We start from the raw sequence: 15,306 nt of genomic DNA on the forward strand, positions 1-15,306 counted from the left end.
TGTATCCTGCTATTTTTTCACCGCTCACACTAGGGAATCATGCCCGGGAAGACATATGCCTGGAGCAGAACGAGAATGCCTACCAGGGAAACCAGAATCACACTATGCACGAAGACATAGCGCAGGATATCGCCCTCGCCACCCTTCTGGCCCGTAGCGACGCCCGCGACGACAATGCTCTGGGCGTCGAGCATCTTACCCATCACACCTCCACTGGAATTGGAGGCAGCGGCCAGTACAGGTGAGATGCCCAGTTTTTTGGCTGTGATGGTCTGCAAGCTTCCAAAGAGCACGTTGGATGAGGTATCGCTCCCCGTCAAAGCCACGCCAAGCCAGCCCAGAACGGGCGAGAAGAAAGGAAAGAGCAGACCCGTGCTAGCAAAGGCCAGGCCCATGGTCGCATCCAGGCCAGCGTAACGCGTCGTGTAGCCTATCGCAAGCATAGCCGCAATGGTCAGGAGCGAGAAGCGCAGGCGCATCAGCGTGCCCCAGAAGGTTTTCAAGAGCTCCAAAGGCTTCAAGCCCAGGACAAAACCCGAGATGACACCCGTAAGCAGCAGGGCCGTACCCGTGGCGGAGAGCCAGTTGAAATCAAAGAGCGCGGCCTCCTTCGTCGGCGTAGCAACGACTGGTGGAGCGCGCAGAACAAGGTTGTGCAGGAAGGGCACGGGAATCTTGGGATCGGAGAGAGCGTTGAACCAGGCTTTAACGCCCGCCAGGCCCCAGATGAAAAGAATCACGGCGAGAATAATCCAGGGCAGCCAGGCTATAAAGGCGCGCTGAAAAGAAATCTCCCCAGCGTCAGGAGCAAGGCTGACCGCGCCCGCGCCAGAAGCACTGGTCGTAGCACGCGCCGACTCAACATCGCTCTCATCCAGTGAAACAGCGCTCGCCGAGGCTGGAATAGGTTGCCCTCCAGCTACCACTCCCCCCTCGGTCGCTGAAGTCTCCTCTGGCGTATTCGCAGAGGCGGCAAGCGCCTCGCGCTCCTCAGCAAAACGCCAGGTTGTCTTAGGCTTCCAGATACGCAGAAAAACGACCAGGCAGAGAATCGAGACCAGGGCACCAATAATATCCACCAGTGTATAGGTAAAGTAGTTACTAATCACAAACTGCGTCAACGCGAAGCTCAGACCTGTAACCAGGCAGGCGGGCCAGACCTCAAGCATACTTCTCCAGCCCGACATGGCGAAGATGAGCCAGAAAGGAACGATAAGCGAGAAGAAGGGGAGCTGGCGCCCGATCATCGCGCTCAACACATCTACTGGAATTCCTGTGACTGTCGACAAACCGTTGATGGGCGCTCCGAGCGCGCCAAAGGCCACAGGTGCGGTATTCCCAATCAAAGCCAGGCCCGCCGCAGGCAGGGGACGAAAGCCCAAGCCAATCAGCATAGCCGCCGTCACCGCGACTGGCGTACCAAAGCCGGCCGCTCCTTCAACGAAGGCCCCGAAGCTAAAGGCAATCAAAAGTAATTGCAGACGACGGTCATCCGCCAGGTTCGCCACTGTCTGCTTGACAATCTCAAAGTTGCCTGTGCGCACAGTAATATCATAGACAAAGATAGCGCCAATAATAATCCAGCCAATGGGAAAGAGGCCGTAGGCCGCGCCATTCAGCGTAGCGGCAAGAGCTTTTTGTGCGGGCATACCAAAGACGAGGAGCGCGGCAAGCAAGGCTGTAGCCAGGCCCGCCAGGGCGGCCCAGTGTGCTCGCACATGAAAGAAACCTAGTAGACCAAGCAGGACGATAACAGGTAGGGCCGCGATAAGCGCGGAGAGGAAGAGATTACCCAGGACAGGCGTGTAGGATTGAGTCCATGTCATACACTGACCTCCTTGCGACATCGTATGACCATAGCGCGCGACATCATTGTGCGCGCTCACCTCCAGGGAAAACAAGAGTATTAAGCGTAGTATAACATGGAATATGCGCTACTTACGTACGCACCTGGGTCTCCCTAGCAGCATGCAAGCCCTCAGCTTAGACACGTACCTTGTGCCCTTTAGGGTTGTAAGTAGCACACCTCACCCACGCTGCGAATATTCCGCGGGTGCGAAGAAGACAAGCACGCTCAGAGCCTCCGTGATCGAATGAAAACGGTGCTCCATGTTGGCGGGGACAAAAACCAGCGAGCCTGGCTCGACCGCGATATGCTCCTGCGCTACCTGAAGCTGACCACGCCCCTGAACGATATAATATAGTTCGTCCTCAGTGTGCGGCTGCTGGGGATCACTCGCGCCCATCCCCAACTGGTAGAGGCCCACGCTCATCGAGGGTACACGCAAAAACTCGTGATAGAGCTTTCCCGCCTGCTCACGCGCGGCAAATATATCTGCTAAGGTAAAAGCCTGCTTCTCTGACATTGCTCACTCCTGTTCTTCATATTGCAGTTCACTGTAGTCTTACTCAGTATTATCGCGCGCTATGTGGCTCCAAAGAAAGTGCCACTTTTCTCAAAACAGGGCATACCACTTCCTCAGTCAGACAATAAGATCTTATTCCGAAACCCAACGTCACTCTCGTGACTAGCGCTTCGCGCTCAGGTTTTCGGATAAGTAGTAACCAGGCAAATGAAGAAGCTAGAGCACCGTAAAGCCTAGCAACTGCATGGGCTGTGTTGATGCATGATCACCCCAATAACAACGGCCAGGCAGCAAAGGTTTATAATTAGGGAGAGGTGTTGCTGTCACGGACATACCAGGAGGGTTAAAACAACTACTATCCTGCCAGAGTGGCTGACCAGTATATCTATCAATTGCTAGAATTGAAGAATTGGAATCAAAAGAGGCCATGACATAGATTGAGCGTTCGTCCTGCGCAAAAACAGGCTTTTGAAGGGCTGATGGTTCATACTGAGATGGTGTTGCATATTGCCAGACCTGTGACCCATCACCTGATCGCAAAGCCCTCACATTGATACCAGCTCCATAGCCAGCATATAGCACCTCGTTTTGATCCCATACCATCCAGACCCACACAGGAAAAGTCGCCTTCCAATACAGGTTGCCAGTATTCGCGTTCAGGGCCAGCACTTGTTCGGTATAGTCGTTCTGTTGGGCCGAGCCAACCGTAAAAAAGATCACACCTTGGGAGACGGTAAATAGAGGCTGCTGCTTGCGTACCTCCAACGGGCCTAAAGGCTGCCTTTTATCCAGCGCACCTGTAAGAGGGTCCAGGGTATAAAATGCTACATGAGGAACAGTTGCCCAACTATCTTCATATGTCGCGGTCCACACATAGACTTTCCCATCAACGGCGATGCCAACATTCCCCGTTTCGGCCAGGCGTGAACACCAGATTTGTTTGCCATTGTTGGCCTCAAGAGCACAAACGCTACGCCTGGCGCTTTTCGGATCCGACGTTCCGGGATTACTTCGTTCGTTATCATCACTATATGTCGTTGTATAGATAATACCATTAGCAAGCGCAAAGTTACCTAAAGAGTCCTCACCATACCTATCAATATCATAATACCATAGAACTTGTCCATTAGCTGTATTCAAAGCAAATACAGCATCACCTCCCACTACGTTACCAGGCAGAGTCTGACTTACTTTTAAATAAATGATGCCATTCTGACTTAAAATATGCGAGAAGCTACTACCAACTACCTGTTCCTGACACCACTGCTGCCGTCCATCATGCAAATTAATTGCACATAACGCGCCGTTATTGGCCACCACATACACCTGATCATCTACTCTGTCTACCACCATAGTAGATGCTATATCATAATGCTTGAGTAAGGTCCCATCCCGTGCGCTCAGGAAACACAAAACTAATCTTGCGTCAGAGCCACTCCCTGAGCGAAAAGCCGCAACCAGGGCCTTCTCTCCCGCAACATATTCGCCCGGCTTCACCTCACCCTGGGTACGACATGCCGTTACTGGAGCTTCTGGACCAGTAGCAGTACCTCTGGAGCTCATGCCACAGGCTAACCCGGACACAATCAACAGCACAAGCGCACCCAGGAGTACGAAGCGAGAGTGTATTGACCATTTACGCCTGGATACTCCATAACTTAAATACAACTCACCTCTCCTATTCTTCTTTTGCATACAGGTACAAGCTTTTTAGCGAAGCCCTCACATTTACCTATAGTAACGTTAAGGTTTCTGCAAAAATTGCTGTGATATCACAAAAGCTTTCTACACATAGCGGTCTAGAAAAATCATAATTGATGAGGTGATCTGGAATTGCGGATTATGTCTAATACAAGTTGGTGGCGCTGACTGCGTGCCAGCGCCACCAACTTGTATTAGATCTTACTACTTCTCTGCCAATTGCTCGAAGAGGTCGATATCCTGGCGGGTGATGTCGAGGCTGGAGCGCCAGAAGGACTCACTGCGGATGTCGATGCCGAAACGCTGGGCTAGCTCGGCGGCGCTGGCCATGCCGGTTGAGGAGAGCAGGTCATCATAGCTCTGTTTAAACTCCTCGGGCTGCTGCTGATAGCGAGCATAGAGGCCCAGGCCGAAGAGCAGACCAAACATGTAGGGGTAGTTATAGTAGGAGCGACCCGTGTTGTAGTAATGGCCCTTAACCGCCCACATGTAGGGGTGCAGCACGGCTTCGTCCAGGCCATCGCCATAGGTCTGGCGCTGGGAATCGAGCATCAGTTCGTTTAGCTCATCGACTGAGAGTTCGCGGCGCTGGCGCTTCTCGAAGACGTTCTGCTCGAAGAGGAAGCGGCTGCTAATATCTACGACAACCTGGCATGAACCCTGAAGCGAGGCCTCCAGGATGGCGATCTGCTCGGAGGGCTCGACCTGGTGCAGGGCCGCATGGCGAATGATGGTCTCGCAGAAGATGCTGGCCGTCTCCGCCAGGGTCATGGGATGCCGGCGCTGCAAGGCCGTACGCTTAAGCATGTTCAGATTGTGGTAGCCATGTCCTAGCTCATGCGCTAACGTGCTCATGCCAGCAAAGGCTGGTTTGAAGTTGGCCAGGATGCGTGACTCGTCGGCGCGTAGCGAGGCACAATATGCCCCATCGCGCTTGCCAGGGCGTGGCTCGGCATCGATCCAGCGCTCGCGGAAGGCACGCGCCGCGTAGTCCGAGAGGCGCTGCGAGTAGCTCCCAAACTGCTCAATGATAAAGTTGCTGGCCTCTGAGAACTCCCATACCTTGCTCTCACGGGCCACGGGCGCGAAGAGATCGTACCAGGCCAGTTTCTCCAGGCCCAGCAGACGTGCCTTGGTACGCAGATAGCGTCGCCAATCGGGAAAAGAGGCACGCGCCGCCGAGAGCATGGCATCAAGCGTCTCACGATCAATGCTGCTATCAAAGAGCGAGGCCTCCAGCGGTGACTCCCACTGGCGACGACGCGAGATCACGTTGACCTCGTTCTTGATACTGTTAAGCGCCGCAGCCAGGGGGACCGCGCTGCTCTTCCAGGCAGCTAGTTCAGCCTCATAGGCACGCCTGCGCAGGTCACGGTCCTCGCTAAAGGCCATGTTGCGAATGGCGCTCATGGGATAGCTCTTCGTCTCGCTATCGATCTCTAGCAGCACATTAAGTTGGGAAGAAATATTGCCATGCAATTTGGTCCAGGCCGAGCCGCTACTGACATTTAGTTCGGAGGCCAGCTCCTCCTCGACGGGCGACATCAGGTGGCGCGCCTGCTTATATGCTTTACGCAGCGGGAAGGCGTGATCTCGGGCTACCTGCGAGCGCTCAATTAGCGCCTCAACGTCGAGCGAGCCAATCCAGGCCGTGAAACGGGTAGCCTGTTGCGCCAACAACGTCAGGCCGCGCTGCAGCTCGCTATACTTCGCCTGAGCCAGGTTGTCTTGCGAGTTGGTATTGACGAAGCTGCTGATATAGACAGAGATGGTACGTACCTCGTCGCTCATGGCATTGTAACGCGCTACGACCTGCTCAAAGTCATGCACAAAAGCTTCATCAAGCACTGGAGTTGCCGGTAAGGCCTGCACTTGCTTCTCAGCAAAGAAGCTCGCTAGCTCATCAATATGTTGTAAGACCTGGCTCAGCCCCTGAGCGAACTCCGGCGAGTCCAACCCGGGATAGACCACCGTCATGTCCCAATGCGGCAATGCTGTTGTTGTTGACACGAAACTCTCTCTCCTTCTAAAAACGGAACAGTGGGGATGAGAGTATTGTAGCACCTGTCCACGGCCCCTGCCCATCCACCTTCCTCTCCTCCACCTACTGTGCTTCGCATAGAGTAAGGGGGTGTGGTGGATTGACGGAGCCAATCCACCACACCCCCTTACTCTATACTAGAGGGTATCAACTAGCTCTTCGAGGCGCTCGATATCCTGGCGTACGATGGCCAGGCTGGAGCGCCAGAAGTCTTTGGAGCGGATATCAATGCCAAAGCGAGCCGCCAGTTCGGTTGCGTTCGCCATGCCGGTTGAGGAGAGCAACTCGTCATAGCCCTGCTTGAAGGCTTCGGGGTCTTGCTGGTAGCGTGCGTAGAGACCCAGGCCGAAGAGCAGGCCAAACATGTAGGGATAGTTATAGTAGGGAAAATCACTGCTATAATAGTGCCCCTTGACCGCCCACATGTAGGGATGTAGCTCGGCCTCATCCAGGCCATCACCATAGGTCTGGCGCTGGGAATCCAGCATCAAGTTGTTCAGCTCATCCACCGAGAGTTCACGCTGCTTACGCTTCTCAAAGACGCCCTGCTCAAAGAGGAAGCGGCTGGTGATGTCTACTACGACCATGAACGAGCTTTGGAGCGACGAGGAGAGGATAGCTATCTGCTCCTGCTTATTGGCATCCTTGAGCGCGGCGTTGCGGATAATGGTCTCGCAGAAGATACTGGCTGTCTCCGCCAGAGTCATGGGCGAGCCGCTCTGTAGAGCCGTGCGCTCGCGCATATTCAGGTTATGATAGGCATGGCCCAGCTCGTGTGCCAGCGTGCTCATGCTCTCGTAGGAGGGCGAGTAGTTCGCCAGGATACGCGACTCCCCACGCCGCAGCCCGGCACAGTAGGCACCATCGACCTTGCCTGGACGCGGTCCAGCATCGATCCAGTTCTCATTGAACGCGCTTCGCGCCAGGTCCGCCAGGCGCTCCGAAAAGCTGCCAAACTGCTCGATAATGAAGCGGCTCGCCGCCTCGTACGACCAGTTCTTCTCGCTCTTACTGATTGGCGCGTTTAGATCGTACCAGCTCAGCTTCTCCAGGCCCAGGGCACGCGCCTTGGCCTTCAGGTAGCGCCGCATATCTGGAAAGGACTCGCGAGCCGCCTCCAGCATGGCGTCCAGCGTCTGCTGATCGATGCTATTCAGGAAGAGCGTCGCCTCCAGCGCGGAGGACCAGCCACGTTTATCCGCCAGCACATTTGTCTCGTTCTTGATGCTATTCAGCGAGGCCGCCAGGGGAACAGACACGCTCTTCCAGGCGGCCAGCTCGGCCTCGTGGGCGTGTCTGCGCACCTCGCGATCTGGAGAGTATGACATGTTACGCACGGTACTCATGGGATACTCTTTCGTCTCGCCCTCTAGCTCCAGCGTTACCTTGAGCTGCGAGGTCAGGTTGCCATGCAGGCGACTCCAGGCCAGGCCACTACTCACATTCAGCTCAGAGGCCAGCATCTCCTCGGCGGGTGACATCAGGTGGCGCGCCTGAATCTGGGCGCGGCGCAAGAGATGCGCGTGTTGACGCGCCTGCTCGGATTTAGCGAGTAGCGCCTCCACATCCAGCGAGCCAATCCAGGCCGTGAAGCGCGTCCCCAACTGCGAGAGGCGCACATAGGCGTTCATCAGCTCACTCAGCTTCGCCTGAGCCAGCGTATCCTCCGAATTGGTATCTACAAAACAATTGATGTAGGTAAATAGGGTCTCGCTGCGCTCCAGCACCTCGTTGTAGCGCGCCAGCACGGCCTCAAAGGCCTGCGCCAGGGCATCATCTATCACCAGCGCCGGGCGTTCGGCCACCTGGTACTGATCGAAGAGCGCGGCCAGCTCATCGATCTCGCGTATCCCGGCGACAAAGCCCTGCTCAAACTCAGGCGCTTGCAGGCCAGGATAGATCACGGTCATATCCCAATTGGGAAGCTTCTGTGTAGTAGTCACGTACGGTCATATCTCCTTTTCCATCCTCAATACTGCTATTGTAGCATGGAGCCTCGCGATCTGCATGGACCCTACAAGTTCTTTCGCTTCTGTATGTAGTACACAGGCCACTTCGCAATGCAGTGGCTGCTTGCACATTGGCAAAATATGTGTTTTCCTGGAAACTGTAGAATTGTAAAATGGTGAGTCCAAATTTCTAGAAAATGTCGTAAAGAAGGAGAAACAATGATGCAACTCCAGGAAGAACGCTTCTTCTCTCCTGATCCTGCGCAACGCCGGGTTGCTTTGAATTTATATACACAGGTCAAGGATCTGCCACTTGTCTGCGTTCATGGTCATGTCAATCCGGCGATGCTTGCCGCAAGCAACTATGGCTGGGGGAGTCCTGTCGATCTCCTGATCATCCCCGATCACTATATTTTCCGTATGCTCTACTCCCAGGGTATTTCGCTAGAGGAGCTGGGTATAACTCCCAAGGCACAGGAGAGCCACTTTACCCCGCCCGATCATCGCCAGATCTGGCAGACCGTCTGCGACCACTGGCATCTCTTCCGTGGCACGCCCTCCAGCCTCTGGCTGCGCGACGAGCTAAGCAATATCTTTGGCATTGAGGAGAAAATGAACTCCGCCAATGCGCAAAAAATCTATGATCTCCTTGAAGAGAAGCTGCGTAGTCCAGTCTTTCAGCCGCGCCAGATGTTTGAGCGCTTTCACATTGAAGTGCTCGCGACCACCGACGCCGCTACGGATACTCTGGATCATCACCGAGCCATTCGCCAGTCTGGCTGGAAGGGACGCGTCATCCCTACCTTCCGCCCTGATGCGGTGGTCAATATCGATAATCAGCACTTCGCGGCCAATATAGAACGCCTGAGCGAGGTCTCGGCTAGCGAGATTAGCAGCTATCGCTCCTATATCGCCGCGCTTGAGCAGCGGCGGCGCTTCTTTAAGGAGATGGGGGCTACCGCCACAGACCACGGTGCGACCTCTACCTATACCGAGCACCTGAGTGAGGCCGAGGCCGAGCACATCTTCCAGCGCGCCTTGCGGGGTGAGGCCTCGGTTGATGACGCACGCCGCTTTACGGGCCATATGCTCATTGAAATGGCTCGCATGAGTGTCGAAGATGGTCTCGTCATGCAACTACACCTCGGCAGCTATCGTAACCATAACGCTCTGCTTCACGAGCGCTTTGGAGCCGATATGGGCGCTGACATTCCGACGGCGAGCGAGTTTACGCATAATTTTAAGCCCCTGCTCGATGCCTTTGGACGCGAGCGCGACCTGACCTTGATTGTCTTCAATCTCGATGAGAGCACGTATAGCCGGGAACTCGCGCCGCTGGCAGGACACTATCCAGCTCTGCGCCTGGGGCCTCCCTGGTGGTTTTTTGATAGCCTGAATGGTATCCGTCGCTTCTTCGATAATGTTGTAGAGACGGCTGGTATCTACAATACGGTGGGCTTCAATGACGATACCCGTGCCTATCCCTCTATTCCAGCACGCCATGACTTGTGGCGGCGCGCCAGCGCGGATTGGCTGGCTGGTCTGGTTGAACGAGGCATCATTGATGAAGAGGACGCCGCTGAAATGATAGTCGACCTAGCCTATGACTTGGCCAAAAAGGCCTATAAACTGAAGATATAAAGGGGCCTTTGTCTCTCAATCTGAGCATAACTATGCCGCTCCGCTCTTCAAAAGACGATCTCAGCATCTGCGGCGCTTTGCAGGGTTAGAGTATGTGGGTGGAAATGCTGCGGCATTTCCACCCACATACTCTAACCCTGCGAGCCACGTAGTGGCGAGAAGTCATAGAACTTTTCCCGCTTTCTCTACGTGTCACCTGAAGTGAGGGCTCCATGAGAAGGAGGTCTTTCTAGAAAGAGCTGGCATAGAGCACTGGCAGGTAATACTTAGAGAAAGGGGCATTATTGTGGGTAAGTTCATGAATGGCGTTCTCGTTGGCGTTGGTGTAGGTCTGCTCGTCGCCCCAAAGAAAGGCGAAGAGATGCGCCGTATGCTAAGCGAGCGCTTCCTGAACCAGCCAAAGAGTCTGGAGGGTGAAAGCCGGGTCTCGCTCTCCCAGGAACCACTTATGGAACGTGGACCAGGGCCAACAGAACAGACTTCGACAATGGGACAGGGTCCATCGCTCATCCCGAAAGAGGAACCCACTCCCCATACTGTCATCACCCCACCTGAACCTGATATTAAGAGACGGCCCGATAAGCGCTTTGAGCGCTAAAAAGTGAAATTCACAAAGTAGGTAGGGTCCGTGCATGCACGGACCCTACCTACTTTGTGAATTTCACTTTGTGCCTGGTATTACTCCTCGCGCAGGTGGTGGCTGGCATCGGCTCCATAATCCATGCCGTAAACCTCCTTCAAGCGCTGAATCTGCACCTGCGTTTGTGGGCCAAAGGGTGCCTCACCAGCAAAGGCATGCAGGACAATGCCCTCCATAAGATCACCAAGTGACATATCCAGATACTCCGCAAGCCCTTTAAGAACCTTCACCATACGCTTCTCCATGCGCATACCTGTTTGCACACGCTCTACCACGATATCCTGATTACCATGCCTCTTGTCTGCCTGCTCCATACATTTCTCCTTTTTGCTATCTTTTTACCAATGTACCAAAGTAACAAGATAAGTATAACTTATATTCTGGCCATAAGCAAGATTTACATTCACACTCTCAGGCATACAAAAATTTCTATTAGTACTTTTGTGCTGTTATTTTTTTAGTTCATTGTGTATCAAGAAATATCAATGTATCCTGTAGACAAGGCACAGCTATAAGAAGCATATGCTCTTGAGCCAGCCCTTCTGGCTGGCCGGTGTGTGTAGAAACGCTGTGTTGCGACCTCTTGAAGTCTGTTTATGGTTAGGAAGCGAGGCACTATGCGGAGGAGGAACACGAAGTCGACTTCATGGAAATGGACTTTCCCAGCTACATTTATGATGCTGCTCCTACTGGTTACCGCCATGATTGCGGCCCAGAGAACAGCGGCTCACGCCAAGTCTGCGCCCCGTTATACGATGCGGGGACATATTGCTCCAGTGCTGAAGCAGTATAAGCCAATGCACGCCGCGGATAGTCATCAAAGCATGCACCTTGCAGTCTCACTACGCCTGCGTAATGAGGCACAGTTGGATGCACTGATAGCCGCACAGAATGATCCCCATTCGTCCTTGTATCACCGTTATATTACGCCAGAATACTTTACGGAACATTTCGCACCCGATGAACAGACTATTGAGCGCGTAAGCGATTATTTGCGGGCTAATGGCTTAAGCATAGACAACGTTTCTTCCAATCATCAGCTGATCAGCATGAGTGGAAGCATGGAGAATGCAGAGAAGGCCTTCGCTGTCTCGATCTCGGATTACCAGATCGATGGGCAGGTAGTCTATGCACCTACAGATGAGCCATCAGTACCTGCTGACCTGGGTGACGTGGTCTTGCATGTCTCGGGCCTGGACTCTATTGCCCACTATCGTCACTTCGCCCAGTTCGCGCCTCGTGCCAGCGCAGTCCCTGGCAGTGGTCCCGTTGGTGGCTATACGCCAACCGAGCTGCGTGCGGCATATAATATCAACCCACTCTTGAACGCGGGTTACAATGGGAAAGGCCAGACAGTGGCGCTCTTCGAGCTGGATGGCTACACTCCCAGCAATGTGAATACATACCTTCAGCATTACAACCTTGGTTCAACCAAATATTCAAATGTGCTGATTGATGGCGCCAGAAATACGGCGGGCAGCGGCGCACCCGAGGTTGAGCTGGATATGGAGGTCCTCTCGGCTATCGCGCCCCAGGCGACGCAGAAGGTCTACATTGGTCCCAACAGCGCGAATGGTGCCCTGGACATCTATAACCGCATTGTCAGCGACAATAGCGCTAAGGTGATTAGCATTAGCTGGGGTCAGTGTGAGCGCGATACCGGCACAGCCCTTGTCGACGCCATGGACAACGTCTTCAAACAGGGCGTGGCCCAGGGACAGGCCTTCTTCGCTGCTTCAGGCGACTCCGGGGCCTATGGCTGTGACGACAAACAGCTCAACGTCGATTATCCTGCCGGCGATCCCCATGTAGTGGGTGTAGGTGGTACGAAACTAAGCATCAATAGCGATAACACCTATGCCAGCGAGTCGGCGTGGAGCTCTCCAAGCGGTCAGCGCGTTGGTGGCGGCGGTGGCGGCATCAGCCAGCACTTCAGCCGTCCAGCCTACCAGGATGGCGTACAGTCGAATGCTAAACGTGCTGTGCCCGATATATCGGCAGACGCCGATATTAATAGCGGCTACTCACTCTACATTCAAGGTCACTGGGACATCGTTGGTGGCACCAGTGCTGCGGCTCCTCTCTGGGCCGGTATCGCTACCAACGTCAACCAGTACCTGCAAGCTCAGAACAAGCCAACTCTAGGCAGTGGACACGAGGCGCTGTATAGCCTGTATAAGAACCAGCAGCAGTATGCCCCCTACCACGACGTCACCAGCGGCAATAACCTATACTACAAGGCCGCGCAGGGCTACGACATGGCCACTGGCATGGGTACTCCCGACGCCTGGAATATCGCTCGCGACCTCGCGGCTAAGAGCGATAGCACAACCAGCGGCGGTAGCACTGGCACGACTACTGGTGGCGACACCAGTGGCAGTGGTAGCACCAATACCGGTGGGAACACTGGCGGAGATACCAATACTCCTTGCTATCATCGTGGATATCGCCATAACAACTGTAACCCCAATACCAGCGGCTCTACGAATGGTGGCAACACTGGCTACCCGGGCTACCCCGGTGGCGGTTACCCTTATCCTGGTGGGAATAACGGCTACCCCGGTGGCAACTATCCTTACCCCGGTGGCAATAGCGGCTACCCCGGCTATGGCCCTAACTGGTAGCACACCCTCTATACTGGCATTAAAAAGCATGAACGTGGTAGTGGGCTGGCATAACCAGCCCACTACCACGTTCTCTACTACTAACTACTAAACTGCTGAGCTAGAGCGCGCAAACTCCATGACATGAGGGTGCACCAGGTTCGCAAAGTCAGCATAGCGCACGCTCATGGTTTCTGTATGCGTCCCAACGGGAAAGGTAATCTCCTCCTGTGTTGTCAGGCTCTTCTCGACATAGACGGGTAAACCGTAGAGATTCCCAAAGGGAGGCATAGCGCCAACTTCACAATCTGGGAAGGCATCGGCCAGTTCCTTCTCCTGTGCCAGAAGCACCTCTTTAGCCCCCAGCGCGGTGCGAATTTTTTCAAGATCCACATAACTTGAGGCAGGAAGCGACAGCTCGATCATCTTGCCATCGGCAAAGGCGATGACCTCCTTGGCAAACTTCTTGCTCGAAATGTGCTCGCACTCCGCAACCTGTTGAGCGCTCAAGGCCCGCTCATGCTGCTGCTCATGAAAAGGCACATGCTGTTCCTGAAGGTAGGTCTCCAGTCGCTCTTTACACTGCATTGAAACACCTCCATTTCTCAGCTACTGAAAAGCACTTGCACATATTTACTGTCTATCTGAGGCGGGCAATATCAGTATAAAATGGAGGCGTAGCTGTACCTTAGTATGGCCTCAAGCGTCCTTGCTTTGCACTACAGAGATAGAGAAACCGTCAATACCGTTATTGACATCATCATGGGGGAAGGCCACGCTCACTAGCTGCGGATGTTCAAGAATCATGCGATTGTAGGCCGCGGCACCAGCGGCGCTCTCATCAGGTGGCGATGCCTGAAAAGCCTGCCCATTGCGCACAATATTGTCTGCCACAATCAATGACCCATGGCGGCTCAATTTGAGCGCCCATTCCAGGTACTGGGGATTATTGCGCTTATCTGCGTCGATAAATATCAGGTCGAAGGGTGCCTCAGAGACCAGCGCCGGCAAAAGCTCAAGGGCCGACCCTACGCGTACCTCTGCCCGTTCTGCCAGACCCGCTTCTGCCAGGTTGGCACGCGCCAGCTCAGCATGCTTGTCATTGACCTCCAACGAGATCAGCTTTCCTCCCGCGGGAAGCGCACGCGCCAACCAGATCCCTGAATATCCCGCCATCGATCCAATTTCGAGGATGCGACGCGCGCCACAGGTCAGCGCCAGGACCTGTAACAGCTTCCCTTGCAGGGGCGAAATCTGTCCCGCGGGAACCCCTGCGCCCTGCGCACGCAGGAGTGAATTACGCAAAGCATCATCTTCAGGCGCGAAGCGCTGCTGCAATTCGTGATCAACAAAAGCGCGAGTCTCGGCCTCGCGGCGAAGCTGCTCATTATCAGGCAATACAGAAGACATATAGTTCCTTTCTCGCTAAACGTATGTTTTAAAAATGGCAGATGACCTCGTTTATATATATATCACAGTATGGAGGGCGATTACTTTGAACGAATATCCAAATGAATATTCACAATACCCACAAAATCCACAATACCCACAAAATCCACAGTATCCGCAGGAACCCTATCAACAACCTTATCCAGGCTCGCAACCAACCTATCCCCCACAGCCAAATATACAGGCGCCATATCCACCCTATCCACCACAGCCAGGTATGCAGACGCCATATCCACCCTATCCACCACAGCAGCCTAAGAAAAGTGGCGTTGGCAAAGGAATCGCCATTGGATGTGGTGTCCTGGTGCTCGTTCTGGTAGTATGTGGCGTTATCGGAGCGTTTGCTTTCCATGGAGTCAACACAACAACGACAACGAGCACAACAAGTTCCTCTACTACACCAGGGACAGACCAGTCACAAGATAGCGGTAAACATTTCAAAGTTGGTGAAACGGTCAAAACTGGAGACACCTGGGAGGTAACGGTCAACTCAGCCAAGACCTCCACTGGCGATGACTATGAAAAACCTGATGCCGGCAATATCTTTCTCATCATCAATGTCACAACCCATAATATCAGTAGTAAAGAGCAGATCGTCAGTAGCCTGCTCAACTTTAAACTGAAAGACTCTGATGGCACTGAAGGCAAAGTCGCTTTTCTTGGCACCGGCACTTCGCAACCACCTGACGGCAAGGTAGCTACTGGAGATAAAGCCAAAGGCGATCTTGTCTATCAGGTGTCTGTCAGCAAGAAACAATTCACCCTCTCGTTCCAGAACGACATCATACAAAGCGGACAAACCATCTGGGATATCAACGTATAATCCCATGATCTAACAGACTTGTTCGCCAAAACAAAACTGGTAGGGTCCATGCTGGCATGGACTCCGAGGTTCGCAGACCGACACCCTGCTACG

At 53.9% G+C, this 15,306-nt stretch carries 12 protein-coding genes; 4 read left to right on the forward strand and 8 right to left on the reverse strand.

The window, feature by feature from the left end; all coding sequences use genetic code 11:
* Window positions 1-29 precede the first annotated feature (29 nt).
* The 5 genes from KTE_RS41670 to KTE_RS41690 all read right to left on the reverse strand — a co-directional run bounded on the left by KTE_RS41670 (window position 30) and on the right by KTE_RS41690 (window position 8,051).
* Window positions 30-1,826, reverse strand: coding sequence for an L-lactate permease (locus tag KTE_RS41670; RefSeq protein WP_201392577.1), 1,797 nt, complete (start codon window positions 1,824-1,826; stop codon window positions 30-32).
* A 201-nt stretch (window positions 1,827-2,027) separates the two neighbouring features.
* Window positions 2,028-2,366, reverse strand: a complete 339-nt coding sequence (locus tag KTE_RS41675; protein ID WP_236600968.1) for a cupin domain-containing protein — start codon at window positions 2,364-2,366, stop codon at window positions 2,028-2,030.
* Between the two features lie 216 nt (window positions 2,367-2,582).
* Window positions 2,583-4,061: a PQQ-binding-like beta-propeller repeat protein gene (locus KTE_RS41680; RefSeq protein ID WP_201392579.1), complete on the reverse strand. Its 1,479-nt coding sequence runs from the start codon at window positions 4,059-4,061 to the stop codon at window positions 2,583-2,585.
* 210 nt (window positions 4,062-4,271) lie between these two features.
* Window positions 4,272-6,077 carry a M3 family oligoendopeptidase gene (locus tag KTE_RS41685; protein WP_201392581.1) on the reverse strand — a complete coding sequence of 602 codons (1,806 nt, stop codon included), beginning with the start codon at window positions 6,075-6,077 and terminating at the stop codon, window positions 4,272-4,274.
* Between the two features lie 168 nt (window positions 6,078-6,245).
* A complete protein-coding gene (locus tag KTE_RS41690) occupies window positions 6,246-8,051 on the reverse strand; it encodes a M3 family oligoendopeptidase (RefSeq protein WP_201392583.1) in 1,806 nt (601 codons plus the stop codon).
* 225 nt (window positions 8,052-8,276) lie between these two features.
* On the opposite strand from KTE_RS41690, the gene uxaC reads away from it, so the two are divergent.
* The gene (uxaC, locus tag KTE_RS41695; RefSeq protein ID WP_201392585.1) at window positions 8,277-9,698 is read left to right on the forward strand and encodes a glucuronate isomerase; all 1,422 of its coding nucleotides are present in this window, start codon (window positions 8,277-8,279) and stop codon (window positions 9,696-9,698) included.
* Window positions 9,699-9,984: 286 nt separating this feature from the next.
* Window positions 9,985-10,296: a YtxH domain-containing protein gene (locus KTE_RS41700; RefSeq protein ID WP_201392587.1), complete on the forward strand. Its 312-nt coding sequence runs from the start codon at window positions 9,985-9,987 to the stop codon at window positions 10,294-10,296.
* Window positions 10,297-10,376: 80 nt separating this feature from the next.
* Here KTE_RS41700 and KTE_RS41705 read toward each other — a convergent pair whose 3' ends face one another.
* The gene (locus tag KTE_RS41705) at window positions 10,377-10,652 is read right to left on the reverse strand and encodes a hypothetical protein (protein ID WP_201392589.1); all 276 of its coding nucleotides are present in this window, start codon (window positions 10,650-10,652) and stop codon (window positions 10,377-10,379) included.
* Between the two features lie 360 nt (window positions 10,653-11,012).
* On the opposite strand from KTE_RS41705, the gene KTE_RS41710 reads away from it, so the two are divergent.
* Window positions 11,013-12,962 (forward strand): protease pro-enzyme activation domain-containing protein, encoded by a 1,950-nt coding sequence (locus KTE_RS41710; RefSeq protein WP_236600969.1) that lies wholly within the window; start codon window positions 11,013-11,015, stop codon window positions 12,960-12,962.
* An 87-nt stretch (window positions 12,963-13,049) separates the two neighbouring features.
* On the opposite strand, the gene KTE_RS41715 is transcribed toward KTE_RS41710, so the two are convergent.
* Both KTE_RS41715 and KTE_RS41720 read right to left on the reverse strand, forming a co-directional pair.
* The gene (locus KTE_RS41715) at window positions 13,050-13,529 is read right to left on the reverse strand and encodes an aminoacyl-tRNA deacylase (protein ID WP_201392591.1); all 480 of its coding nucleotides are present in this window, start codon (window positions 13,527-13,529) and stop codon (window positions 13,050-13,052) included.
* Window positions 13,530-13,640: 111 nt separating this feature from the next.
* Window positions 13,641-14,351: an O-methyltransferase gene (locus KTE_RS41720; protein WP_201392593.1), complete on the reverse strand. Its 711-nt coding sequence runs from the start codon at window positions 14,349-14,351 to the stop codon at window positions 13,641-13,643.
* A gap of 85 nt (window positions 14,352-14,436) precedes the next feature.
* Here KTE_RS41720 and KTE_RS41725 point away from each other — a divergent pair, with 85 nt between their 5' ends.
* Entirely contained in the window at window positions 14,437-15,213 is a 777-nt protein-coding gene (locus KTE_RS41725; protein WP_201392595.1) for a DUF4352 domain-containing protein, read from the forward strand.
* Window positions 15,214-15,306: the final 93 nt, after the last annotated feature.

Source organism: Ktedonobacter sp. SOSP1-85, from assembly GCF_016587415.1.
Taxonomy (GTDB): Bacteria; Chloroflexota; Ktedonobacteria; order Ktedonobacterales; family Ktedonobacteraceae; genus Ktedonobacter.

What these genes read in the sequence shown, in the direction of transcription:
- KTE_RS41670 (WP_201392577.1), bottom strand. Translation starts at nt 1,826, where the DNA reads ATGACATGGACTCAATCCTACACGCCTGTCCTGGGTAATCTCTTCCTC.
- KTE_RS41710 (WP_236600969.1), top strand. Translation starts at nt 11,013, where the DNA reads ATGATGCTGCTCCTACTGGTTACCGCCATGATTGCGGCCCAGAGAACA.
- KTE_RS41715 (WP_201392591.1), bottom strand. Translation starts at nt 13,529, where the DNA reads ATGCAGTGTAAAGAGCGACTGGAGACCTACCTTCAGGAACAGCATGTG.
- uxaC (WP_201392585.1), top strand. Translation starts at nt 8,277, where the DNA reads ATGATGCAACTCCAGGAAGAACGCTTCTTCTCTCCTGATCCTGCGCAA.
- KTE_RS41675 (WP_236600968.1), bottom strand. Translation starts at nt 2,366, where the DNA reads ATGTCAGAGAAGCAGGCTTTTACCTTAGCAGATATATTTGCCGCGCGT.
- KTE_RS41680 (WP_201392579.1), bottom strand. Translation starts at nt 4,061, where the DNA reads ATGCAAAAGAAGAATAGGAGAGGTGAGTTGTATTTAAGTTATGGAGTA.
- KTE_RS41705 (WP_201392589.1), bottom strand. Translation starts at nt 10,652, where the DNA reads ATGGAGCAGGCAGACAAGAGGCATGGTAATCAGGATATCGTGGTAGAG.
- KTE_RS41720 (WP_201392593.1), bottom strand. Translation starts at nt 14,351, where the DNA reads ATGTCTTCTGTATTGCCTGATAATGAGCAGCTTCGCCGCGAGGCCGAG.